The organism is Nitrospira tepida, from assembly GCF_947241125.1.
Lineage (GTDB): Bacteria > Nitrospirota > Nitrospiria > Nitrospirales > Nitrospiraceae > Nitrospira_G > Nitrospira_G tepida.
The window spans coordinates 162,865-186,397 of sequence record NZ_OX365700.1; the positions used below are offsets into that span (position 1 = coordinate 162,865).

Annotated in this window: 29 protein-coding genes; 27 read left to right on the plus strand and 2 right to left on the minus strand. The window is 62.0% G+C overall.

The features are described from left to right. Nucleotides 1-11 precede the first annotated feature (11 nt). Nucleotides 12-350 (minus strand): hypothetical protein, encoded by a 339-nt coding sequence (locus QWI75_RS00810; RefSeq protein WP_289266782.1) that lies wholly within the window; start codon nucleotides 348-350, stop codon nucleotides 12-14. Between the two features lie 595 nt (nucleotides 351-945). Beyond that, nucleotides 946-1,569 carry a response regulator gene (locus tag QWI75_RS00815; RefSeq protein WP_289266783.1) on the minus strand — a complete coding sequence of 208 codons (624 nt, stop codon included), beginning with the start codon at nucleotides 1,567-1,569 and terminating at the stop codon, nucleotides 946-948. Nucleotides 1,570-2,043: 474 nt separating this feature from the next. On the opposite strand from QWI75_RS00815, the gene QWI75_RS00820 reads away from it, so the two are divergent. From QWI75_RS00820 to QWI75_RS00945, 27 genes are all read left to right on the plus strand, one after another. Beyond that, a complete protein-coding gene (locus tag QWI75_RS00820) occupies nucleotides 2,044-2,391 on the plus strand; it encodes a YciI family protein (protein WP_289266784.1) in 348 nt (115 codons plus the stop codon). Nucleotides 2,392-2,506: 115 nt separating this feature from the next. After that, nucleotides 2,507-2,875, plus strand: coding sequence for a YciI family protein (locus QWI75_RS00825; RefSeq protein ID WP_289266785.1), 369 nt, complete (start codon nucleotides 2,507-2,509; stop codon nucleotides 2,873-2,875). Nucleotides 2,876-2,920: 45 nt separating this feature from the next. Continuing rightward, the gene (locus QWI75_RS00830) at nucleotides 2,921-3,439 is read left to right on the plus strand and encodes a YciI family protein (protein ID WP_289266786.1); all 519 of its coding nucleotides are present in this window, start codon (nucleotides 2,921-2,923) and stop codon (nucleotides 3,437-3,439) included. Between the two features lie 149 nt (nucleotides 3,440-3,588). After that, the gene (locus QWI75_RS00835; RefSeq protein WP_289266787.1) at nucleotides 3,589-4,773 is read left to right on the plus strand and encodes a WD40/YVTN/BNR-like repeat-containing protein; all 1,185 of its coding nucleotides are present in this window, start codon (nucleotides 3,589-3,591) and stop codon (nucleotides 4,771-4,773) included. A 130-nt stretch (nucleotides 4,774-4,903) separates the two neighbouring features. Next, on the plus strand, nucleotides 4,904-5,200 hold the full coding sequence (locus tag QWI75_RS00840; protein ID WP_289266788.1) for a MoaD/ThiS family protein: 297 nt from the start codon (nucleotides 4,904-4,906) through the stop codon (nucleotides 5,198-5,200). Between the two features lie 115 nt (nucleotides 5,201-5,315). Continuing rightward, a complete protein-coding gene (tsaA, locus tag QWI75_RS00845; RefSeq protein ID WP_289266789.1) occupies nucleotides 5,316-5,732 on the plus strand; it encodes a tRNA (N6-threonylcarbamoyladenosine(37)-N6)-methyltransferase TrmO in 417 nt (138 codons plus the stop codon). A gap of 74 nt (nucleotides 5,733-5,806) precedes the next feature. Then, entirely contained in the window at nucleotides 5,807-6,178 is a 372-nt protein-coding gene (locus QWI75_RS00850; protein WP_289266790.1) for a YciI family protein, read from the plus strand. A 240-nt stretch (nucleotides 6,179-6,418) separates the two neighbouring features. Further along, entirely contained in the window at nucleotides 6,419-6,859 is a 441-nt protein-coding gene (locus QWI75_RS00855; protein ID WP_289266791.1) for a YciI family protein, read from the plus strand. 117 nt (nucleotides 6,860-6,976) lie between these two features. Continuing rightward, nucleotides 6,977-7,444, plus strand: a complete 468-nt coding sequence (locus QWI75_RS00860; protein ID WP_289266792.1) for a VOC family protein — start codon at nucleotides 6,977-6,979, stop codon at nucleotides 7,442-7,444. A gap of 145 nt (nucleotides 7,445-7,589) precedes the next feature. Continuing rightward, a complete protein-coding gene (locus QWI75_RS00865; protein ID WP_289266793.1) occupies nucleotides 7,590-8,189 on the plus strand; it encodes a DUF1579 domain-containing protein in 600 nt (199 codons plus the stop codon). A gap of 43 nt (nucleotides 8,190-8,232) precedes the next feature. Continuing rightward, nucleotides 8,233-9,141, plus strand: a complete 909-nt coding sequence (locus QWI75_RS00870; protein WP_289266794.1) for an SDR family oxidoreductase — start codon at nucleotides 8,233-8,235, stop codon at nucleotides 9,139-9,141. 39 nt (nucleotides 9,142-9,180) lie between these two features. Next, nucleotides 9,181-9,546: a DUF1428 domain-containing protein gene (locus tag QWI75_RS00875; protein ID WP_289266795.1), complete on the plus strand. Its 366-nt coding sequence runs from the start codon at nucleotides 9,181-9,183 to the stop codon at nucleotides 9,544-9,546. Between the two features lie 49 nt (nucleotides 9,547-9,595). Next, the gene (locus QWI75_RS00880; protein WP_289266796.1) at nucleotides 9,596-10,243 is read left to right on the plus strand and encodes a DUF7002 family protein; all 648 of its coding nucleotides are present in this window, start codon (nucleotides 9,596-9,598) and stop codon (nucleotides 10,241-10,243) included. Nucleotides 10,244-10,264: 21 nt separating this feature from the next. Then, nucleotides 10,265-10,594, plus strand: coding sequence for a methyltransferase domain-containing protein (locus QWI75_RS22575; RefSeq protein ID WP_370693534.1), 330 nt, complete (start codon nucleotides 10,265-10,267; stop codon nucleotides 10,592-10,594). A 5-nt stretch (nucleotides 10,595-10,599) separates the two neighbouring features. Continuing rightward, the gene (locus tag QWI75_RS22580; RefSeq protein ID WP_370693535.1) at nucleotides 10,600-10,878 is read left to right on the plus strand and encodes a class I SAM-dependent methyltransferase; all 279 of its coding nucleotides are present in this window, start codon (nucleotides 10,600-10,602) and stop codon (nucleotides 10,876-10,878) included. A gap of 404 nt (nucleotides 10,879-11,282) precedes the next feature. Then, on the plus strand, nucleotides 11,283-11,423 hold the full coding sequence (locus tag QWI75_RS00890) for a hypothetical protein (RefSeq protein ID WP_289266797.1): 141 nt from the start codon (nucleotides 11,283-11,285) through the stop codon (nucleotides 11,421-11,423). Nucleotides 11,424-11,496: 73 nt separating this feature from the next. Then, complete coding sequence (locus tag QWI75_RS00895) at nucleotides 11,497-11,937, plus strand: Spy/CpxP family protein refolding chaperone (protein WP_289266798.1); 441 nt, start codon at nucleotides 11,497-11,499, stop codon at nucleotides 11,935-11,937. Between the two features lie 96 nt (nucleotides 11,938-12,033). Next, nucleotides 12,034-12,354: a hypothetical protein gene (locus tag QWI75_RS00900; protein WP_289266799.1), complete on the plus strand. Its 321-nt coding sequence runs from the start codon at nucleotides 12,034-12,036 to the stop codon at nucleotides 12,352-12,354. Between the two features lie 143 nt (nucleotides 12,355-12,497). Further along, nucleotides 12,498-13,754: an efflux RND transporter periplasmic adaptor subunit gene (locus QWI75_RS00905; protein ID WP_289266800.1), complete on the plus strand. Its 1,257-nt coding sequence runs from the start codon at nucleotides 12,498-12,500 to the stop codon at nucleotides 13,752-13,754. After that, nucleotides 13,751-16,936 carry an efflux RND transporter permease subunit gene (locus QWI75_RS00910; RefSeq protein ID WP_289266801.1) on the plus strand — a complete coding sequence of 1,062 codons (3,186 nt, stop codon included), beginning with the start codon at nucleotides 13,751-13,753 and terminating at the stop codon, nucleotides 16,934-16,936. The genes QWI75_RS00905 and QWI75_RS00910 overlap by 4 nt, the downstream gene beginning before the upstream one ends. Continuing rightward, the gene (locus tag QWI75_RS00915; protein ID WP_289266802.1) at nucleotides 16,929-18,392 is read left to right on the plus strand and encodes an efflux transporter outer membrane subunit; all 1,464 of its coding nucleotides are present in this window, start codon (nucleotides 16,929-16,931) and stop codon (nucleotides 18,390-18,392) included. Before QWI75_RS00910 ends, QWI75_RS00915 begins: the two co-directional genes overlap by 8 nt. A 52-nt stretch (nucleotides 18,393-18,444) precedes the next feature. Beyond that, nucleotides 18,445-19,431 carry a rhodanese-like domain-containing protein gene (locus tag QWI75_RS00920; protein ID WP_289266803.1) on the plus strand — a complete coding sequence of 329 codons (987 nt, stop codon included), beginning with the start codon at nucleotides 18,445-18,447 and terminating at the stop codon, nucleotides 19,429-19,431. 31 nt (nucleotides 19,432-19,462) lie between these two features. Continuing rightward, entirely contained in the window at nucleotides 19,463-20,302 is an 840-nt protein-coding gene (locus QWI75_RS00925) for an arylamine N-acetyltransferase family protein (protein WP_289266804.1), read from the plus strand. Between the two features lie 4 nt (nucleotides 20,303-20,306). Next, nucleotides 20,307-21,185 carry an MBL fold metallo-hydrolase gene (locus tag QWI75_RS00930; protein WP_289266805.1) on the plus strand — a complete coding sequence of 293 codons (879 nt, stop codon included), beginning with the start codon at nucleotides 20,307-20,309 and terminating at the stop codon, nucleotides 21,183-21,185. Nucleotides 21,186-21,197: 12 nt separating this feature from the next. Next, the gene (locus QWI75_RS00935) at nucleotides 21,198-22,832 is read left to right on the plus strand and encodes an MFS transporter (protein WP_289266806.1); all 1,635 of its coding nucleotides are present in this window, start codon (nucleotides 21,198-21,200) and stop codon (nucleotides 22,830-22,832) included. A 195-nt stretch (nucleotides 22,833-23,027) separates the two neighbouring features. Further along, complete coding sequence (locus QWI75_RS00940; RefSeq protein WP_289266807.1) at nucleotides 23,028-23,276, plus strand: AbrB/MazE/SpoVT family DNA-binding domain-containing protein; 249 nt, start codon at nucleotides 23,028-23,030, stop codon at nucleotides 23,274-23,276. Further along, nucleotides 23,273-23,518, plus strand: coding sequence for a type II toxin-antitoxin system RelE family toxin (locus QWI75_RS00945; protein ID WP_289266808.1), 246 nt, complete (start codon nucleotides 23,273-23,275; stop codon nucleotides 23,516-23,518). The genes QWI75_RS00940 and QWI75_RS00945 overlap by 4 nt, the downstream gene beginning before the upstream one ends. Nucleotides 23,519-23,533: the final 15 nt, after the last annotated feature.

The window sequence follows — 23,533 nt, forward strand, 5'->3', positions numbered from 1 at the left end:
GTTAGGAGCGCCTAGACGATTCGACCGCCATACCGCCTGACCGCCTGGAAGAGGGTGACTCCGTGGTCGAGGTCATGGTGATCTTCGGTGACCATGTAGGCGAAGTATCGTGCGCAGGCCTCGCTCGATGCAACCTGCTTCATGGCCTGCTTCGCGTGGGCGGCCGATTGCCAAAACACGATATCAGTCCACCGCCTGCGATCTGTTTTCAGGAGCATGCGTCCGAGATAGCCATCGGTCTTGGCGAGAAACTCTGTCTCCAACTGATCCGAGGCCGCCAACAGCGTCTCTTCGGGGATGCCGTCAGCAAGGGTGAAGGGTGCCAACTCGACAGAAAATGTAGGGGTCATGGTTGCCCTCCTCTCAGGCTTAGCCGGAACATTCCGGTGTTGCCATCGTAGCGGAGGGCTGCTGACAGCATCCTGTCAGCAATGTCGCAGAGTGAACCGGAACGGCTGGTTCTGAAAGAACAGCCTCGCCCTTGTACGGCCGACCGAGTGTATCATCACGGTTCAGCCGATAGCCGAAACAGTCGTCCCGGCCGAGGCGGCGGCGTTGGACAAACTGAAAGTCCGGCCGCACAGAAAACCGGTGCGCACGGCTGTTATCGACGAGTGGATCGACCGGGACGGCCGACGGCGCCGAGGCGGTTGGCGCTGATGGTCTCCGTGAACGTCAATCGATTGCCGAACGAGCAATGGGTGCCCCCACGCGGGGCCTGGGGACTGACACCCTTCACCGCGTCTGCGCGTGGTGTCTGTCCCCATCCCGAACCCTGCCCGCCATACCAAGCTTCGCTTGAACCGCCGCGTTCGATCATCTCGCGGCGGAAGGCCCTTTCTCTCCGACTTCGCATGCTAGCTCGTCGTAGCCGGGGCACCGGTGCTCTTTGACCGCAACAGGTCGCAGGGCGATTGCAGTAGAAGCGTTCATGAATGATGTGGGTTAGTGGGGCTTTGCGCCGCAGGCGGCACAGAGGGCCTGGCTGAACGTGAGGTCCGGGTTGGCGAGGAGATAGCCCTCCAGTCTTGGGAGGGAGGCGGGGTTGCTGTGGAGTGTCTTGCAAGTCGGACAGACGTGGAGGAGTTTACACAGCATGGTGAGTGTCTCGATGGTCCGGTTCATGTCTTCGACCGTCTTGGTGAGGTCCCGTTCCCATGCCTTGCGGGCATCGATCTCCTCTTTCAGCCGCAGCGCGAGTCTGACTCGCGCCACCAACTCGACGCGGTCCACCGGTTTGCAGATATAGTCGGTCGCGCCCGCCTCAAAGGCCTTCGGGAGGAAGCTCGTCTTGTCTCTCACCGTGACCATCAAGATCGGAACGTCCTGGAGCTGTGAACTGCCCTTGATGCGGCGGCAGGCTTCGATGCCGTCCACTTCCGGCATGGCGATATCCATGAGAATCAGATCAATTGCGGACGCCTTCGCGGCAGATGACGCAAGGCCGAGTTTGGCGAACGCTTCCTCGGCGGAGCGTACGGCCAGGACGTCTCGATAGCCGGCCTCCCTGAGCATGCTTTGAATGAGCAGTCGCGCATCCGGTGAGTCGTCAACGAGGAGTATGCTCATGGGGCATGGCCTCGGGGGTCATGGTTGGGACAAGAGATGAAGGTCGCGCAGCTTCTCCAAGTTCCCAAGCATAGTGGAAACGACGAATTCGGCAAAGGGAATCCGTGATTGCCGTGACGCTGCCTCAGAAAAGCGTCGAGACACGCCGACTGTCAGCAACCTCCAACGAGCGGAGAGATAGTGGACGGCGCTGGAGGGAAGGCAGGGGACCCTATGAGCCGAGACAGAACGCCGGCAGGCGGGGCCGGCGCAAGCGCTTGAACGCCGATGTCACGATTCGCTCAGCTGATTATGGCAGGGCTCCACATTATATAGTGGGCCTTTTCGAGCCTTCCCCTACATTCGGCCCATATTCCAGGCCGCTTAAATTTCTTTCCCGCATACGTGACATGACCTGTCGATTTGGGGCCCCGCGAACGACTAGATGATGCGGGCGGCCGGTCCGGCGGGAGTCAGGAGCAAGGAGCCAGAACCATGAAGTACCTGTGCCTGATCTATGAGGAGGAAGCGAAGCTGCGCGCCCTGTCCAAGGCCGAACTGGATGCGCTCATGGTGGAGCATGTTGCCGTCACCGCCGACATCCAGAAGAGCGGCCATTACCGCTGCGGCGAAGTCTTGCAGCCGGCAGACAGAGCCGCGACCGTGCGGGTTCGAAGCGGCATCGTCTTCACCACCGACGGGCCGTTAGCCGCAACCAAGGAGCAACTTGGCGGCTTTTACCTGATCGATGCGCGGGATCTGAATGAGGCCATCCAGGTGGCCGCGAAATTGCCGTCGGCGCGGCTGGGCACGATCGAGGTGCGGCCGGTGTTGGAGGTGTAGCAGTTGCATTGAGATCGAGAGACAACGCACCATGGGGAAACAGTTCCCCTCCCCCCGGCGCGTCGATCGGACACTACGGGTGGCACATCCTGCACATATTGATGGAGGCCTTCGCATGAAATACCTGTTGTTGATTTACGGCGACGAGCTGGCGTTGAGCGAGACCGAGCGGCAGGACTGTTACGCGGAATCCATGCAGCTCGCGCGGGATCTTCACTCGAACGGACAATATCTGGGCGCGAACCCGTTGCATCCCACCGCGATGGCGACCACCGTTCGGGTGCGCGACGGCAAACGGCTCGTGACCGACGGTCCGTTCGCGGAGACGCGCGAACAACTCGGCGGCTATTTCCTCATCGAGGCCAAGGATCTCGACGAGGCGATCGCTGTCGCCGCGCGGATTCCCATGGCGCGCAAGGGGACGGTCGAGGTCAGGCCGGTCATCGAGATCCCGGGGCTGCCCGCCGACGCGAGACAACCATGAAGCCGTCCGAGGCCCATCAGCGGCATTCGTCAACCGCCATTCGTCATGCGCAAGGTTTTGAGTGAGGAACGATGTCGATTGTGCGGCTGCTCTTTCGACAAGTCGGTGTATCGACGAATTGCTATAGAGGGAGGAACTATGAGCACGTCAACGCCTCAAGCCGATTTTCTATTGCTCTTTCGCGGCACGGATTGGGAAAGGCGTCTGTCGCCGGAACAATTTGAGCAGTTCGTGTCCGACTGGAGTCATTGGTTCGAGCGCCTGAAGCAGGAGGGCAGGTGCACAGGCGGGCATCCATTGCATCTTGAGGGCAAGCTCGTTTCCGGCAAGCATGGCCGAATCGTCACCGACGGTCCGTTCACTGAATCCAAGGAAGCCATTGGCGGCTACTTTTATCTTCGGGTCGCCAATATCGATGAGGCGGTGGAAATCGCCAAACAGTGTCCTGGACTCGAATACGGCTGCGTCGTGGAAGTCCGGCCCGTGGCCGAGAGGTGCACGGACAGAAGGCGCGCATCGGAACAGGCGACGAGCCGCGATCTGCTCGCTCACACGGCGGGGTAAAGGGCGCGAGCGGAGACGGTCGACAGCGGGACCGCCGTGCGGCGGATGTTCCGGTTTGCGGCTGAGCCCGCCTGCGCGAGATCCGGACGATCGCGCATATCGAAAACTACCGGCTGAATGAGGCCGTGCATCATGCAAAGGAGAAGACCATGAGCCAGATACGGCTGCTCGTCGGGACACGCAAAGGGGCGTTCATTTTGACCTCGGACGGGACGCGCAAGCGCTGGGACGTCAACGGGCCGTTGTTTGGAGGCTGGGAGCTCTACCATCTCAAGGGATCGCCCGCGGATCCGAACCGGCTCTATGCCTCGCAGACGAGCAGTTGGTTCGGGCAGGTCATTCAGCGCTCGGATGACGGCGGAAAAACCTGGAACGCCCCCGGAACCAAGCCTGAAGATCTCATGGGGCCGGATGGGATGCCGAAGGGCGAGAGCAATATGTTTGTCTACGATGCGTCCCCCGAGACCGGCAGGCCGCTCACCACGCACCAGTGGTACGACGGCACGCAAAAGCCCTGGGAGTTCAAGCGGGTCTGGCACCTCGAACCATCACTGAACGATCCGGACACGGTCTATGCCGGCGTGGAAGATGCCGCGTTATTCCGTTCGACCGACGGCGGGCGGTCGTGGCACGAGTTGGCGGGACTGCGCGAAGCGAAGGGGCATCTCTGGCAGCCGGGCGCCGGCGGGATGTGTCTGCACACGATCCTGTTGGACCGGAGGAATCCGCAGCGGATCTTCATCGCCATCTCCGCCGCCGGCGCGTTCCGGAGCGATGACGGCGGCAAGACCTGGCGGCCGGCGAACCGCGGCCTGAAGTCTCAGTATGAGCTGCCCGATCCGGATGCGGAAGTCGGCCATTGCGTGCACCGCATCGCCATGCACCCGTCCCGTCCGAACGTGCTGTTCATGCAGAAACACTGGGACGTGCTCCGCAGCGACGATGCCGGCGAGTCGTGGCACGAAATCAGCGGGAACCTGCCGAGCGACTTCGGGTTCCCGATTGCCGTGCATGCCCATGAGCCGAACACGGTCTATGTGGTCCCGATCAAGAGCGACTCGGAACATTATCCGCCCGAGGGCAAGTTGCGGGTGTACCGCAGCCGGACCGGTGGGAACGAGTGGGAACCGCTGACGAAGGGGCTGCCGCAACAGGATTGTTACGTCAATATCCTGCGCGATGCGATGGACGTCGACGAGCTGGATCCCTGCGGCCTGTATTTCGGCACGACCGGCGGGCAAGTGTATGCCTCGGCCGATGCCGGCGACAGTTGGGCGCCGATCGTCCGGGATCTGCCGGCGGTGTTGTCGGTCGAAGCGCAGACGCTGTCATAATCGTCAAACGTCAACCGTCACTCGTCAATCGACGGGAACAACATGGCTCTCCGTACGAATGACGATTGACGCATGACGAATGGCGCGCAGTTCTAATGCGAAATACGCTTCACGAAATACGAGATATAAGATGATTCGCGTGGTGCTGCCGCAACATCTGCGCACGCTTGCCCGCGTGAACGGCGAGGTCGGGTTGGATATTGATGGACCGGTCACGCAGCGCTCGATCCTTGACGCGCTCGAAGCCCGCTATCCCATGTTGCGGGGGACGGTCCGCGACCATGTCACGCACAAGCGCCGGCCGTTCGTGAGATTTTTCGCCTGCGAGCAGGATGTCTCCCATGAATCGCCGGATACTCCTCTTCCCGAGGCGGTCGCGACGGGGGCCGAGCCGTTCCTGATCGTCGGGGCCATGGCCGGCGGATAAAGAGCGTCATTCGTCAAGCGTCATTCGCCTCGCGTGAGCGATGAGAGTCGTCCCTTGCTTCATTGCGACGGATGAACCCCACTCCGCGAGGAAGTGTTTCCTTTGGAACAGAAGGATGGACGGAACGGGCTATAGGATCGAGCCGATCGGCGTCATCCGTTCGACGCTCGTCGATCGCAAGGCGGCGCCACGCCAAGGCTACGAAGACGCGCCCGAAGCCTGGCTGGAGCTTGCGCCGCGGGTCGCGGCGGGATTGGCCGGCCTTACCGCCGGAGACGAGGTCATCGTGCTGACGTGGCTTCACCGGGCACAGCGTGACGTGCTTCAGGTGCATCCACGCGGAAATCTGGAGGCGCCGCTGACGGGCGTGTTTGCGACGCGGTCGCCGGATCGCCCCAATCCTGTGGGACTCCATCGGGTTTCGGTCTTGGATGTCGCAGGGCTTAGAGTAAGGGTTGCGCCGATGGAGGCCATCGACGGGACGCCCATCGTCGATATCAAGCCGGTGCTGCCCCGATCGGCAGACTCATAACGCCGCGCGACTACCGCGGCGCCCGGGATTCCCGATCGACCGCATGATTATGGGATGCGAATGGAGGGAGCCTCATGAAATACCTGCTGCTGGTTCATCACGACGAAGAAGCGTTCGGTAAGATTCCAGAGGCCACGCGGCAGGGCATGTTGGCGGAGTCGATTCAGCTCTGTCACCAGCTCGACGACAAGGGACAATATGTCCATGCGTCGCCGCTGCATCCGACGACAACGGGAGTCAAAGTGCAGGTTCGAGAGGGCAAACGGTTTACCACCGATGGACCGTTCGCGGAGACGCACGAGCAGATTGCCGGGTATTTCCTCATTACCGCCAAGGATCTTAGCGAAGCCATCGAGATCGCGGGTCGGATTCCCGGCGCGCGCATCGGAACGGTCGAAGTCCGGCAGGTGAGAGAGGTCGCGGGGTTGCCGGGCGAGGGATCGTGAAATTCGAAATGTGAAGTGTGAAATGTGAAAAGCCTGTGCTTTCAAAGTCAACGATGTTCACGAAATACAATTCACGAATATGGTTCTTGAGGTGCGGATGACGAACTCACCTGTCGATTTCATGGGTGTTCGTTCGACTACCATTCGATGAGCCAATGGTGCCGTTCCTCCTCACCGTAATCCTCTCCCCCTTGTAGGAGGAGAGGGAGGGTGAGGGGGGAAGCCAAAAAGGAGAGCGTCATGCGATTCATGATCATCGTCAAGGCCACCAAGGAGTCGGAAGCGGGCGTGATGCCGAGCACGAAACTTTTAGCCGAAATGGGCAAATTCAACGAAGAGCTGGTGAAGGCCGGCGTGATGCTGGCGGGGGAGGGACTTCAGCCCAGTTCGAAGGGCGCGCGCGTCAAGTTCTCCGGAAGCACGCGGACGGTGATCGACGGGCCCTTTACCGAAACGAAAGAGCTGATCGCCGGCTACTGGCTGTGGCAGTGCAAGTCGAAGGAAGAGGCGATCGAGTGGGTCAAGCGCTGCCCGAATCCCCATGAAGGCGAATCGGAGATCGAGATTCGCCAGGTGTTCGAGGCGGAAGACTTCGGCGCCGAGTTTACGCCGGAACTCAGGGAACAGGAGGAGCGGATACGCGCGCAAGCCGAGCAGATTCAGCGAACGATAAAGAACTAGACCGCAGAGGGCCATTGGAACCAAGGGACAATGGCGGGTGGTGCCGAGGATACCGTAGGGAAATTGAGCTGCCCCAGACTTTCTGATGAAAACCCATCACCGCAAGGAGACATGACGATGAGCCAGCCCCAAGTCAAACCGATCCCGGACGGGATGCATACGGTCACCCCGCACTTGGTCTGCGCCGGCGCGGCGGACGCCATCGAATTTTACAAGAAGGCCTTCAATGCCGTGGAACTGGGGAGAGTGCCGGGACTAGGAGGCAAACTCCTCCATGCCCATATCCGAATCGGTGATTCGGCCGTCCTGCTTGTCGATGAATTTCCCGATTGGCATTCGTTCGGGCCGAAGTCCCTCAAGGGTTCGCCGGTCACGATCCATCTGTATGTCCAGGACGTGGACGCGTGCTTCAAACAAGCCGTGGCAGCCGGGGCGAAAGTGACGATGCCGGTTGAAGACACGTTCTGGGGGGATCGCTACGGTAAACTCGAAGACCCCTTCGGGCACCACTGGTCGGTCGCCACGCACGTTCGCGATGTGAAGCCGGAAGAACTGCAAGCGGCGGCGCGGAAGGCTTGCGGGTAAGGAGCCTGTCCGGACCATGGCCTTCGACCGCGGCGAACGATCGGCGGCTATCCGCTCCACCGAAGGGGCCGCTCGCCTGCATGAGGATTGTCCAAGCGCATCGTTTCAGCGACGGTGCGCATCACTCGATCACAAGGAGGCGCCTATGCGTTTCGTATCCACTATATTCATGTGTGTGTGCCTGCTGGTCATGGCCTCCCCCGCCCTGGCCAAAGAGAAGAAGGCGGAGAAGCAGATGGACCCCCAGGCCATGATGGAACTGTGGAAGAAACTCGCCCAGCCCGGCGAGCCGCACAAGCTCTTTGCGAGTCTCGCCGGGAGCTGGACGACCACCACCAAGGAATGGCTGGAGCCGGGCAAGCCGCCGACGGAATCGAGCGGCACCGCGGACATGAAGATGTTGCTGGATGGCCGCTTTCTCTACCAGGAATACCATGGCCAGATGATGGGGCAACCCTTCTCCGGAATCGGCATCGACGCCTACGACAACATGACCAAGAAGTACGTGACGGCCTGGATGGATTCGATGGGCACGGGCATCTTCATCATGGAAGGCACGGCCAGCGCCGACGGCAAGACCATCACGCTGAAAGGGTCGCATCCTGAGCCGGGCGGAGGCAAGATGACCCATCGGGCGGTTTGGAAGATCATCGACGACCACACCCAGACATTCGATATGTACGGAGCGCACCACGGCCAGAAGGAAACGAAGATGATGGAGATCACGTATAAGCGGAAACCGTAGCGGAATGTGGACACGCACGACTTGGGGGTAAGTGGAAGGTCTGATGTCGCTTGTCGGAACGGTCGCCTTGGTTGCGGGTGGAACGCGCGGCGCGGGCCGGGGGATCGCGGTCGAATTGGGCGCGGTCGGCGCCACGGTCTATGTGACCGGGCGGACCGCGCGGGGCCGGCCGTCCGAATACGCCAGGCCGGAAACCATCGAAGAAACGGCCGAGCTTGTCTCGGCATCCGGCGGCCATGGCATCCCCGTTCAGGTGGATCATCTCGTCGCGGAGGAGGTCGAGAGGCTGATCGATCGCATCCGCGCCGAGCAGGGACGTCTTGATGTCCTCGTCAATGACATCTGGGGCGGAGAGCAGCTCAAGGAATGGGACACACCGGTCTGGAAACATGATCTCCGGAATGGGTTGCGGATGCTCAGCCTCGGCATTCACACGCATCTGATCACGGCGCACTATGCCCTGCCGCTGTTGATCGAGCGTCCGGGAGGCCTCCTGGTCGAGGTGACGGACGGCACGGCCGAGTACAATGCGGAGCACTATCGGATCAACCCGTTCTATGACCTCGCGAAGATCGCGGTGACGCGCATGGCCTGGGCCCATGCCAAGGACCTCGCCCCCCATGGCGCGACCTCGGTGGCCATCACGCCCGGATGGTTGCGTTCGGAGATCATGTTGGACGCATTCGGCGTGAGCGAAGAGAATTGGCGGGACGCCACGGCGAACGTGCCGCATTTCGTGATCTCCGAGAGTCCCCGTTTCATCGGGCGCGCCGTGGCGGCCCTTGCGGCAGATCCGAATCGCTCGCGTTGGAACGGGCAATCGCTGTCCAGCGGCCAACTGGCGCAAGTCTATCGCTTTACCGACCTCGACGGCTCCCGTCCCGACGCGTGGCGATATCTGCGGGAAGTGGTCGATGCCGGAAAGCCGGCCGACGCGACCGGCTATCGATAGGGTGTTCGTCTCGTCAGCACGTATCCAAAGGAGGGTGGCATGGCCCGCTACGTCGATGGATTTGTCTTGCCCGTTCCGAAGAAGAACTTGAATGCCTACCGCCGTCTGGCTCAGAAGGCGGGGAAGATCTGGCGAGAACACGGCGCGCTGGACTATAAAGAATGCGCCGGCGACGATCTCCATACCAAGATGGGCGTTCCATTTCTGAAAAGCGCCAGGGCCAAGCCCGGCGAAACAGTGGTGTTCTCGTACATCGTCTATAAATCGCGAGCGCATCGGGACCGCGTTAACGCGAAGGTCATGAAAGACCCGCGCATCGCGACGATGTGTGATCCAAAAGACATGCCGTTCGACGTGAAGCGCATGGTCTATGGCGGGTTCAAAGTTTTGGTGGATGCGTCATGACACGATCGATCTCCCGGCTTGTATGAACCGATGACGTCCGGGTGACCCGATGAGGTCGAGGACGCTTCCGGCGCGTGTCTATCACCTGGCCGAAGCGGCGAACTGGCCGTCTATTTGCCTCAGTGGGCTATTGAGCACGAAGGTCCTGCTCGATCTGGCCGGTCTCCAAGGAACAGAGCGGGAACGGATCGAGCGGTGCCAGCGTCTCGAACACACCACCTTGCCGAACGGCGTGCAGGTGCGCGACCAGAAGCCGCTCCCCGAACGTTCGCTGGCGACCTGTCTGGTCGGCCTCACGCCGCCGGAATGGTACGAACTGATCAATTCGCAGGTGTTCTTCTGGTTGGATGCGGATCGGCTCAACCGGCAGAGGCGCGCCTGCGAACCGCGGCCGCAAGTCGTCCTGGTCGTCGATGCCCGGCGCCTGGTGGCCCGCTATGCCGAGCGGGTTTCTCTCTCCCGGATCAATTCGGGACAGGCGTGCCGCAGGCCGGCGATGCGGGGGCGATGCACCTTCGTGCCCTATCGGCTGTGGATCGAGACGGGCTGGTCCAGTGAGACGGAAGGTCTCGGCATTCGCCTCCATGCGCGGAGTCAGCGTCCTGTCGAGCTGACTGTGGCAGAAGACGCTAGGGATGTCATGAGCTGCCTCATCGACGTCCGGCGATTAGGATCAGGGGAAGCCTTTCGTCCATGAGCGGCGGTGGTTGCCGGGCGCATGAGCGACAAGGCGGTTGACCATCCGCCGGACGATGACGTGGCGAAACGTGATGGAGATTGGAATCCTGATCTCGTCGGTGATTACGACAGAATCGCTGATCTCTATGCCGAAGCCTACGCCGATGATCTCGGTCGCGCGCCCTTCGATCAAGCCCTGTTGAACCGGTTTGCGGAATCGGTTCACGGTCCTGTCTGCGACCTTGGTTGCGGACCGGGCTACGTCGCAGCGTATCTGCGTCTGCGTGGGGTCCAAGTCTTCGGGATCGACCTCTCACCCCGCATGATCGACCTGCGAGGCGCCGATACCCCGCGATTCCATTCCAGGTAGGCGACATGCGCGCGCTCGACCTGCCTGCCGGTTCGTTGGGAGGGATCGTGGCCTTCTACTCGCTGATTCATCTTCGCCGGGATGCCGTGGTGCCGGTGCTCCGGGACATGGCGCGCGTCCTTGGAAAGAACGGACGCCTCCTGGTGGGGTGCCATCTGGGGCAACAGGACCTTCATGTCGATGAGCGGTTCGGGCAGTCCGTCTCTCTGGATGCCACGCTCTTCGAACCGGCGGAGTTGGCGGAATATCTGACGGAAGCCGGCTTTACGTGGAGGAAACCTTGACGCGAAGACCCTGCGAGTTCGAGGTCCAATTGGAGAAGCTCTACCTGCTGGCTGTGAGGCGAGGCGTCTGAGTCCAACTCGCCACCCCGGATCTTCCTGATCACGTCCGAGGACTACGCCGCATCGCGGGCTCGAATCCAAAAACAGTCCCCAATCCCCTTCAACCGTTCCATCTCCCAAGCACAGAATCGTCTGGTGCCGAATTCTCGGCAGGTGACGATCAGTCGGCATCGACCAGGCCATGCTAGGTGTGCGTGGTTATATGGCAGAGTCCAATACGGACCAGTTGTCAATGGGTTATGAACGGTCGGTTCGACGAGAAAGCAGGAACGGCCCTTGCTGAACCACAACAACGGGAACAAACGAACCAGACAAGTCATAGATGCAGAGAAAGGGGTGACAGCATGAATATCACGAACGCGATCATGCTTTGGGCCGGATGGTATCTGTTGCTGCTCGGATTGCCGTTGTGGCTCATCGGCGTCCTGGCCAAGGATTGGGCCGGGAAACCGGCGCCCGTGCGCCGCCCGCACTCCGGACAATGACGACAATGGCAAGTGCGTCGATCAGCACGCGCGATCTGTCTCTATCGTTCACGATCCACGAAGGGAGCCGCCAATGAAATCGCAGACCCTGCTGAAAACCATCTTCTTCGCCGTGCTGGCAGCCGCCACGCTGACCGCGTCGGCCTGCCATCGCCACCAGAGTCCGGCCGAGCGGGCTCAGTGGATGGCCGACAAGGTCGCCAAGGAGTTGGAATTGAACGCCCCACAGAAGGCCAAGCTCGCCGCGGCGAAGGAGGAATTCCTGGCTGCGCGCGCGGCGGCCCAAGAGGAACATCGGGCGCTGCTGGAGGCGCTCCTCGCACAAATTCAGAGCGATCGATTGGACCAGGCCAAATTGGCCCGGCTGTTTGAGCAGCATCAAGCGTTGCAACGCCAGACGATGGACAAGGTGCTGCCCAAGGTGGCGGAGTGGCATGCGAGCCTCACGCCCGAGCAAAAGGCTGAAGCCGTCGAGCACATTCGTCGGTGGATGGAGCGGCACAGCGGCGGGTGAGGACGTCCGTCGAGGCGTCTCACGGATGACAGGTCTGGACGCGGAAGAAGCGGCGGAATATCAATATCAATACGACGCGGGCGAGGGCAGGAGATCATGCTGAAGATTACGGTATCGCGGGACCCACAAGGCACGACGTTCGCGCTGGCCGGGAAATTGATGGGTCCATGGGTGCGCGAGTTGGAGCAGTGCTGGGCTCAGACGGAGCCGTCCGAGCGGGAAACCGCGGTGATCGATCTGAATGAGACCACCTACATCGACGCCGACGGCAAGGAGCTCTTGGCCTCCCTCTGCCGGCAAGGCGTGACGTTTCGCGCGGGAGGCTGTCTGACCAGGGCGATCGTCGACGATGTGACCGAGTCATGCCGGAATCGCTCGCGGGATCGATCGATTGGTTCGGCAGGGCAACGCCACTGACATCCGTCGCGTCGCCTGCCGATGCAGTCCCAAGGCCCGAGATTAGGCTTGTTGTCGCCGGAGGCCGTCGCTAGAATTGACGCGCGCCGCTTGGAGCGATCGTATGCAAGACGCATCAGTAATGCTTATTGGAGAATATCGGCATGGGTAAGGCGGTTCACCAGTTGATCCACGTAGGGGCCTTGGCGTTAAGCCTCGGGGCCGGGCTGGCGGCTTGCAAACAGGAGGCGGCCTCGTTGCCCGCCCCCGGTCCGCCTGAGGTTCAGGTGACGACGGTGACGACCCAGTCGCTGGCCGAGGAGCCGGAGTTCGTGGGGCAGTCGGAGTCCTCCCGTCCGGTCGAGATCCGTTCCCAGGTCACGGGGATCATCAAGGAGCGGTTCTTCAAGGAGGGCCGGAGCGTCAAGCAGGGCGCCAAGCTGTACCGCATCGATCCCGTGCCGTTCGAAGCCGCAGTCGTCACGGCCAAGGCCACGGTCGCGCAGGCGGAGGCGCGCTTGGTGCAGGCCAAGCAGAACCTCGCCCGCGTCAAGCCGCTGTTGGCGGAGCAGGCTGTGAGCCAGAAGGACGTGGACGATGCGGTGGCGGAGGAGTTGGCGGCCAAGGCGGCGCTGGAGGCGGCCAAGGGGCAGTTGGTCAAGGCCAAGTTCGATCTGGACAACACGCTCATCACCGCCCCGATCAGCGGGATGATCGAGCGGACCAGAGTCTATGAAGGCCGGCTCGTGTCGGCCCAGACCGACTTGTTGACCGTCATTCACCAGATCGATCCGATGTATGTGACGGCGAGTCTGCCGGAAACCTTTATCCTGCAACAGCGCCGCGAGTTGGCCGCCGGGCAGGTGGAGCAGCCGGACCAATACCGGCTCAAGGCCGTCATTACCTTCGCCGACGGCTCGACCTATCCGCAGGAAGGGGTGCTGGATCTGCTGGACGTTGGCCTGCGGACCGAAACCGGCGCCCGCGACGCGCGATTCATCTTCTCCAATCCGAGCGGCGCCCTGCTCCCCGGACAGTTCGTCAAGGTGCGGGTCAAGGGGTACACGAGACCGGCGGCCATTCTGGTTCCGCAGCGGGCGGTGCAGCAGGGGCCGAAGGGCCCCATCGTCTTCGTCGTCGGAGAGGGAGACAAGGTGGAGATTCGCCCGGTCCAGGCGACCAGTTGGCAAGGCAGCCAGTGGCTGGTTGAAGAGGGGATCAAGAGCGGCGAGCGGGTGATCGTCGAAGGCGTGCACCGCGTGCAGCCCGGCGCGCCGGTGAAGCCGATTCCGATCGATCGGCCCGCAGGAGGGGCCGACGAAGGCGTCGAGCCGGCGCCGGCGTCCGGCCGGCCATCGGACTCGCCTGCAAACCGATCCGGCGAGCCCCCGCCCGATGCGAAGGCGGAGCAGACCTCATGACCTCGCATTTCTTCATCCAACGTCCCATCTTCGCGTCCGTATTGTCGATCATCATCGTCGTGATCGGCCTGGTGGCCTTGCAGGCCTTGCCGGTCGCGCAGTTTCCGGAGATCACGCCGCCGGTGGTGCAGATCGATGCCGATTATCCCGGCGCCAGCGCGGAGGTCGTGGCGGATTCCGTCGCGCGCCCGATCGAGGTGCAACTGCCGGGCATCGACAACCTGCTGTACTACGACTCGACCAGCACCAACGACGGCCACATGACGATCAAGCTCACGTTCGAGATCGGGACGGACGTGGACATCGCGCAGGTCCAGACCCAGAACCGGCAGAAGCTTGCGGAGCCGCAATTGCCGCCGGAAGTGGTCCGGCAAGGCATCTCCGTCAAGAAAGTCTCGCCGGACCTGCTGGCCGTGGTGGCGCTCAGCTCCAGCGATCCCACGCACGACACGATCTACCTGTCCAACTACGCCATTCTCCGCGTGATCGACAATCTCAAACGGCTGAAAGGCGTGGGCGATGCGTTCGTGTTCGGCAGCGCGAACTATTCGATGCGCCTCATTCTCGACCCGGTCAGGATGGCCCAGCTCAACCTGACGCCGACCGACATCGCCAACGTGGTCCGGGAACAGAATCGGGATTTCCCGGCCGGGGTGATCGGCCGGGAGCCGGCGCTCAAAGGCACCGAGCTGACCATTCCGGTCATCACGCAGGGACGCCTCACCGAGGTCAGGGATTTTGAAGACCTGATCGTCCGGGCCCTGCCCAACGGCTCGATGATCCGCTTGAAGGACGTCGCCAGGATCGAGCTGGGCGCGCAATCCTACACGCTCGAAGGCCGGTGGAACGGCAAACCCAATGTGTTTCTGCTCACGTTCCTCTCCCCCGGCGCCAACGCGCTGGAGACCGTCAAGCGCATCCGCGAAGAGATGGCGTCGGTGTCCAAGAACTTTCCGCCGGGCGTGTCCTACGACGTCCCGTACGACACGACCAAGTTCATCGAGGTCTCCATCAAGGAGGTCGTCAAGACGCTCGGCGAGGCCATGATTCTGGTGATCTTGGTCGTCTACCTGTTCCTCCAAACCTGGCGGGCCACGCTCATCCCGGCCGTGGCGGTGCCGGTCTCGCTGATCGGCGCCTTCATCGGGTTGCAGGCCCTGGGGTTCTCGATCAACACGTTGACGCTCTTCGGGATGGTCCTCGTAATCGGCATCGTGGTGGACGACGCGATCGTGGTCGTGGAGAACGTCGAACGACACATGCGCGAAGGCGGGCTGTCGCCCAAGGCGGCGGCGATGAAGGCGATGACCGAGGTCACGGGACCTGTCATCGCCATCGTGCTCGTGCTCTGCGCCGTGTTCGTCCCGGTGGGATTCTTGGGCGGCATCACGGGCGAACTGTATAAGCAGTTTGCGATCACGATCGCCATCGCCGTCGTCATTTCCGGATTTGTCGCGCTCACGCTGAGTCCCGCCCTCTGCTCCTTGGTGCTGAAGTCGGAGCACCGGCCGCAGCGGGGATTCTTCGCCCGGTTCAACCGGGTCTTCGACTGGACGCGCGACCGTTATACGAAGGTCGTGGGGACCGTCATGAAACGCTCGGCGGTGGCGCTCGCCATCTTCGCCGTGCTGGTCGTGGCGGCCATCGGAATGTTCCGCATGATCCCGAGCAGTTTTCTCCCGGAGGAGGATCAGGGCTACTTCATCACGGTTGTCCAACTGCCGGACGGCGCGTCGAAGCAACGGACGGATGCCGTGCTCGAAAAGATCGAACGATATTTTCTGGCCAATCCGTCCATCCATTCCACGGATGCGCTATCGGGCCAGAATTTCGTGTTCAACACGCGAGGCCCCAACGCAGCCACGATGTTTTTGCCGCTGCATCATTGGGACGAACGGCAAGCGCCTCACCAGCATGTGAACGCGCTGATCGGCGCCGCCTACGGCGAATTCGCCAAAATTCCCGAGGCCTTGATTCTCGCCTTCAATGCGCCGCCGATCCGCGGGCTCGGGGCGACCGGCGGCTTCTCGCTTCAGGTCCAGGATCCGAGCGGCGGGGACTTCAACAAGTTCGCAGAGGTGACCCAGGCCTTCATTCAAAAAGCCCGGCAGACGCCGGGCATCGGCGCCATCGGGACGAGCTTCCGGGTGAGCGCCCCCCGGTTGAACGCGAAGATCAACCGCGAACGGGCCAAGTCGCTGGGCGTGCCGATCTCGGAAGTGTTCGATACGATGCAGGCCTTCTTCGGGAACCTGTACATCAACGACTTCGTGAAGTTCGGCCGGGTGTACCGGGTGCAGACCGAGGCCGACGCCCACTATCGCTCGACGCCCGAGGACATCAGCAAAATCTATGTCCGGGCTCAGGGCCCCCAAGGGTCGAGGATGATTCCGCTGGATACGGTGGTGACCGCCGAGTACACCAGCGGACCCGATCCCGTGACCCACTTCAACGGCTTCAACACGGCCCTGGTCTTGGGAACCGCGGCCCCGGGGTTCAGCTCCGGGCAGGCGTTGGAGGCGCTGGAACGCGTGGCGCAGGAGGTGTTGGTGCCGCAAGGCTACGGAATCGATTGGAGCGGCATTTCCTATCAGGAACAGAAGGCGGGATCGGAGTCGGTCTTTGCGTTCGCGTTCGGATTGCTGATGGTGTTCTTGGTCTTGGCCGCCCAGTATGAGAGCTGGTCGGTTCCGTTCGCCGTGATCCTGGCCGTGCCGTTCGGCGTGTTCGGCGCGATGACCGCCGTGTGGGTGAGCGGACAGGCCAACGACATCTATTTTCAGATCGGGCTCGTCACCTTGATCGGCCTCTCGGCCAAGAACGCCATTCTGATCGTCGAGTTCGCCAATCACCGAGTCGAAGCCGGCATGGCTCCCTGGGAGGCGGCGCTGGAGGCCGCCAGGCTGCGGTTCCGCCCGATCATCATGACGTCGATGGCCTTTATTTTGGGTGTGGTCCCGTTGGTGTTTGCGAGCGGCGCGGGAGCCGCCAGCCGCCATTCCATCGGCACCGGCGTGTTCGGCGGCATGCTGGCGGCCACCTTCCTGGCCATTTTCTTCGTGCCGCTGTTCTTCGTCCTGATCCAAAAGGTGAGCCGCCGTTTGATCGGGCGCAAGCCTCGGCCGCCCGAGGTGTTGCCGGCTCCATCCGAAGCCGAAGAGGAGGAGTTTCAACATGCGTAAGATCGTGGTCCCGTTCCTGTTCCTCTTCACCACCGCCTGTGCCGTCGGTCCGGACTATTCCCGTCCGTCCGTCACGACCATGCAGAAGTTTCGCATGATGGAGGCGGGCAGCGCCGGACCGTCCATTGCCAATCTGCCCTGGTGGGAATTGCTGCGCGACGAAGAACTTCAGAAACTTATCCGGATCTCGCTGGAGGAAAACAAGGATCTGAAGCGAGCGGTGGCGACCGTGGAGGAATTCGAGTCGCGCCTGTTCATCTCGAGGATGGACTATGCCCCGAAGCTCGACGGGGTCGTGAATGCGCCGTCGTTCGGGCGCAATGCGACCTTTCTATTTCCAGGCTTTCCCAACCCGTTCAACTACTATATTCAAGGCAACCTCTCTTGGGAGTTGGACATTTGGGGGCGCATCCGCCGGTCCAATGAGGCGGCGCGGGGCGACCTGCTGTCCAAGGATGAAAATCAGCGGGCGGTGGTGCTGGAGCTGGTCAGCAGCGTGGCGCAAGCCTATTTCGACCTGCTTCAGTTCGACATGCAGTTGGATATCGCGAAGCGCACTCTGCAATCCTGGGAAGAATCCGTGCGCATCGCTCAGGCCAGGCTGCGCCAAGGGGTGATCGCCAAACTGGACGCCGATCAGTTCGAAGCGGAGCGGGCGAACGCCGCCGCCCGCGCGGCCGAGTTCGAGCGGCAGATGGTCCAGAAAGAAAATCAGCTCAGCGTGCTGCTCGGCAGAAATCCCGGCCAGATCACGCGCGGCCGGTCGCTCACGGAACAGGTGATCCCTCCGGCCGTCCCCCCCGGCCTCCCGTCGGAACTGTTGCAGCGACGGCCGGATGTGCTTGTGGCCGAGCAGCAACTGGCGGCGGCCACCGCGCGGATCGGCATGGCCAAGGCGGATCGATTTCCCAAGCTGTCGCTCACCGGCATTCTGGGCGTCGCGAATCCCAAGCTCTCCCAGCTCTTCACGAACGGCAGCGACTTCGGCGTAGTCGGACCAAGCCTGGCGGGTCCGCTGTTGAACGCGCAGATTCTCGGATTTCAACAGGAGGCGACCGAAGCGCAGGCGCGCCAGGCCCTGGCCAGCTATGAGCAGTCCATATTGGTGGCTTTCAGGGAAGTGGAGGACGCGCTGGTGGCGGTCCGGACAGCCCGCGAGCAGCGGGAGGCGCAGGCGCAGCAGGTGGAGGCGCTCCGCTCGGCCTTGCGTCTGGCGAACTTGCGGTACAAGGGCGGGCTCGCCAATTACCTCGACGTGCTGATCGCGCAGCGCAACCTGTTTGAGGCCGAACTGGCGCTCACCGGCACGCACCGCCTTCATCTGGTCTCGGTCGTCCAACTCTACAAGGCGCTGGGCGGAGGCTGGTCGCCGGAGGAGCATCCTGCTCAGCGCGCCGACTCGACGTCGCCCGGTCCCGTCGCCGTTCGCCAAGAGCCGGCCGTCTCCGGCTTGTGATCAACGTCAAGCCCGTCTGAACACCGGACGTTCGACGCCGGAAGGAGCGAGCGTGGAGAGCGGGGCTCAATTTCTCGCCGAGCACAAGGAAGCGGTCCTCTTCTGGACCGTACTGTTTGAGCAGATCGGACTGCCCATCCCCGCCATTCCCCTGCTGGTCGCGGCCGGTGCGATGGTCGGACAGGGCAAGATGTCCCTTGCCGCCGCGTTGCTGCTCCCGGTCGCCGCGTCCCTGCCCGCGGACATCTTCTGGTTCTGGCTCGGCCGCGTCCGCGGCTGGCAGGTGCTGGGCTGGCTCTGCCGGATCTCGCTCGAGCCGGACTCCTGCGTGCGCAAGACGGAGAACCTGTTTTTTCTACACGGCACACGTTCCCTTCTCGTGGCGAAATTCGTGCCCGGTCTGAGCACGGTCGCGCCGCCCATGGCGGGCATCTTCGGCATGGGACTGGTAAAATTTCTGGTCTACGATGTGGCCGGGGCGCTCATCTGGGCCGGGCTGTGCGTCGGGCTCGGCCATCTGTTCAGCGATCAATTGGACCGCGTGGTCACCGGGCTCGCGGATCTGGGCAGCCGGGCCGTCCTGCTGCTCCTCGGCGCCTTGCTCGTGTATGTCGCCTACAAGTTTCTCCAGCGCAGGCGCTTCCTGCGGCAGCTTCGGATGGCCAAGATGTCCGTTGACGAGCTCAAGGCCAGGTTGGACGCGGAGGAACCACTGACGGTGATCGATGTCCGGCATGCGCGGGACGTGCAGGCCGATCCGGACATGATTCCGGGAGCGATCCATATGGCGCTGGAGGATATCGACGGGCGGTACCATGAAATCCCGAAGGACCGGGAGATCATTCTCTATTGTGCCTGTCCGAACGAGGTCAGCAGCGCCCGGACGGCGCTGAAGCTCAAGCGGAACGGCATCCATCAGGTTCGGCCGTTGGAGGGGGGCATCGACGCCTGGCGGCAGCGAAAGTACCCGCTCGTGCGACATCCCGGCTCAAGCCACGGCCGGCGCGAAAGCCGGGCGGCGATCGGGGCCGGTTCGTGAACGGCTGCATAGGAGGGAGCGCGATTCGACGATGGAGGTGACAGCCTATCTGGACCGCATCGGCTATCATGGGCCGCACGAGGCGACAGCCGAGACTCTGCGCATGCTGCATGCGGCCCATGCCTTCGCCGTGCCATTCGAGAATCTCGACATTCATCTGGGAAGGACTATCTCCCTCGATCCTGCGTCGCTGTTCGACAAGATCGTGCGACGGCGACGGGGAGGCTATTGTTTCGAATTGAACGGGCTCTTTGCCCTGTTGCTGGAGCGCCTGGGGTTTTCCGTACGCCATCTGATGGCGCGGGTGTTATGGGGCCAGACGGAGGTCGGCCCGCTCAGCCATCGGGTGCTGCTCGTCGAGACCGGAGGCGAACGGTGGATCGCCGACGTTGGATTCGGCGGCAACGGCTTGATCGCGGCCATTCCACTGGCCGCCGGCCATGAGGAGCGGCAATATGCGGATCGGTTTCGAGTGACGACCGTGGAGCAGGGTGAGGATCGGAGCGAATCTCGGCGGGGATATCGGCAAGAATATCGGCTCGACTGTCTGGTCAAGGACGTCTGGGAGCCGATGTACTCGTTCACGGCCGAGTCCTATTTGCCGGTGGACTATACCTATGCCAATTACTTTCACTCCCACTCGCCGGAGTCGCTGTTTACCCAAAAACGGCTATGTACGAAGCCGACGCCGAACGGGCGGATCATTCTGCAGAACCGGGCCCTCAAAATCCGGCATGATGGCCAATCGCAGACCGAGGCGCTCAAGACGCCGGAAGCCTACCGGGCGATGCTGGCGGACCATTTCGGCATTGCGCTCTCCGATCACGAGCTGAGCGCCTGCTTCGGCGAGCGCGTAGAGACGAACGGATAATTCGATGGCGGATGCGCGGAAACGATTGAGCACGAACGTCGAGGGGAATTTCTTCGTCGATGCGACCTGTATCAACTGCGACACCTGCCGGCAGTTGGCGCCGGACAGTTTCGAGGAGGTCGGCGAGTTTTCCGCGGTGAGGCGGCAGCCGGAGGGAGCGATTCAGCTTTACAAGGCCTACCAGGCGCTGCTCGCCTGCCCGACCGGGTCGATTGGCACGCAACACAGCGACAAGGTTCTCTGGCAGGACGCCAAAGCCGGCTTTCCCCTGCCCCTCGAAGGCGGCGTGTACTATTGCGGGTTCAATTCGGAGAAATCGTTCGGCGCGAACAGTTACTTCGTCACGCATCCGGATGGGAACTGGCTGGTTGATTCGCCACGGTACATCAGACATCTGGTCGAGGTATTTCAGCGAATGGGCGGCCTTCGTTATATATTTCTTACCCATGAGGATGATGTGGCCGATGCGGCCAAGTATGCGGCGCACTTCCGGTCGATCCGAATCATCCACCGCGCCGACGCGGACGCGATGCCCGATGCGGAATGGATCGTGGACATAGAGAATCGGCAGGCGATAGGGTCTGACTTTGAGATTATCCACGTGCCGGGCCACACGCCCGGAAGCCAGGCCTTGCTGTATAAGAGCCGATTCCTCTTCACCGGCGATCACCTTTGGTGGGACCCTGCGGAGCGGAGACTGGCTGCGCCGCGGCAGTTGGTCTGGAATCAGGACCACTTGCTGGCCTCCATTGCCAAGCTTGCCGATGTGCGCTTTGAGTGGGTCTTGGCCGGTCACGGCCATCGTGTTCACCTCCCCGCCGAGGAAATGCAGCGCCGCCTTCGCGACCTGATCGAGCGGCGCCACACGACGATGGTTTCCTAGCCCACCAGTCTCATGCTCACCTCCCTCGCTCGCTGGATCGACCGCAACATCCTGGAACTGGGGCGCGAGATGCGCCTCTCCTACCTGCCGCCGCTCATGGTCTATATGGCCTACGGCATTTCCGGATTGACCGGCATCGTCGGCACCTTTTTCGTGAAGGAGTATCTCGGCCTCTCCGCGGCATTTCTCGCCGCGCTGGGCTTTTGGGCCGGCATCCCCTGGGCGTTGAAAATGCCGATGGGCCATCTTGTGGATCTGCTCTGGCGGTGGAAGAGCTGGTTGATTTGCGTGGGGGCGGGACTGCTCGCAGCCAGCCTCTCGATCATGGCGGCTCTGATCGGCCATCGGGACGAGATGACCGCCATCATGTCCGCCGAAGCCTGGTACATCCTGAGCGTGCTCCTGGCGCCGATCGGGTACGTGATTCAGGATACCGTCGCCGATGCCATGACGGTCGAAGCGGTCCCTCGGGTGGACGAGCGGGGCCGTCCGTTCGACGACCGGACCCGCAAGCTCATGCACACGACGATGCAGACGCTGGGGCGCGTGGCGATCATCGGCGGCGGCGTGCTTGTGGCGCTCATCAACCTCTATCTCTTTCGCGGCGTCGAAGGGCGTCCACAGAGCGAGATCGTGGGCATTTATCAACAGGTCTACCTGATGGCGCTGGTCATCCCGGCGGTGTCCGTGATGGGAATCGCCGTCGCCGCCCTGATCAAGCGGCGCGATCGGCGCCGCCTGCGGGCTCAAGGCTACAGCGTGGAACAGATCCGGGCGATGACGAGCGTGCATGGGGAGGAAGGCGGAGCCGCGAAACCCAATTGGTGGATTCTCGGCGGCAGCCTCCTGTTCGCCCTGTTTACGCTGACCGTGGGGCTCGGCCGGTTTCCCTACAGCGAAGAAATCGTGTTCGCGGGGTCGCTCGGCATCGTAGGCTTTCTCCTGGTCCGGTTAACGAACGAGCTGGAGCCCTCTGCGCGCGCGACGCTCGTTGGGACCGCCACGGTGATCTTCATGTTCCGGGCCGTTCCCGGTCCGGGGCCTGGCCAGACCTGGTGGATGATCGACGAGCTGAAGTTCGACCAGGAATTTCTGTCGGTCCTCTCGCTGATCGGCAGCAGCCTGACCCTCGCCGGCATGTTTATCTTTCGGCGGTTCATGGCGGAACGCTCGATTGTTTACGTGGTCGGCTTCTTGACGCTGATGGGAGTCGTGCTCTCGGTGCCGATCGTCAGCATGTACTACGGCCTCCACGAATGGACCGCGCGCATGACCGGCGGCGTGGTGGACGCGCGATTCATCGCGCTGGTGGACACGGCGCTGGAATCCCCGCTGGGCCAGATCTCGATGATTCCGATGCTGGCCTGGATCGCCAACTCAGCCCCGGCGAATCTGAAAGCCACGTTCTTCGCGGTCATGGCCTCCTTCACGAATCTGGCGCTGTCGTTGAGCCAGCTCGGCACGAAGTACCTCAATCAGATCTTCATCGTCACCCGCGAGATGCGCGATCCCGCCACGGGGATGGTGCAGACGCCGGCGGATTACAGCGACCTCGGCATGCTGCTGATCACCCAACTCGTCATCAGCCTGGCCCTCCCCTTCGCGGCGATTCTGTTCGCCAAGATGACCCGCTTCCAGAGCGCCTGAAATGCCGCGGCCCATGCAGATCCGCTGCTGCGACAGCGACATCGCAAGGGGCTAAAGGCCGGATCAACGAGCCCGCAGTGTTCAAGCGGTCAGTCCTACCTATCGGTTCACTGTTCGTTGACAGCGTGAATCTGTGACCCTATAGTTGGACTTGCGTTTGGCTATCTCTTGTGGTCCCCCGAAAGGGAAGCTCAAGTGGCCGTTGTCAAGGTGAAATCGCATTACCGCGTCACGCTTCCTGCTCAGCTACTCGCGAAAGCCGGCGTAGCTGTAGGCGATCTACTTGACGCAAAAGTCGAAGGAAAGAAAATTATGTTGGTTCCGAAGCGTGCCATTGACCGCGAATTGACGTTGGCGCTTGACGAGGTCAAGCGCGGACGCGTCAAAGGTCCTTTCTCCACCGCTCAGGCAACGATCCGTGCCCTGCGCCGTCGGACCGCATGACGGCGTCCTTCACGCTTCGTTTTCGCAAACAGTATCAGAAGCTTTCTAAGCACCGGCAAGCGAAGTTCGACAAGCAGTTAGCCTTCCTCCTCTCCAATCTTCGACATCCCTCGCTACGGGCCAAGAAGTACGATGAGGCACAGGATATATGGCAAGCGCGGGTGGATGACGACTACCGGTTTTACTTCAAGATCCAAGGCGACTTGTACATTCTGCTCTCCATCATTCCTCATCCCAAATAGTCGGTAGTTGCTTAA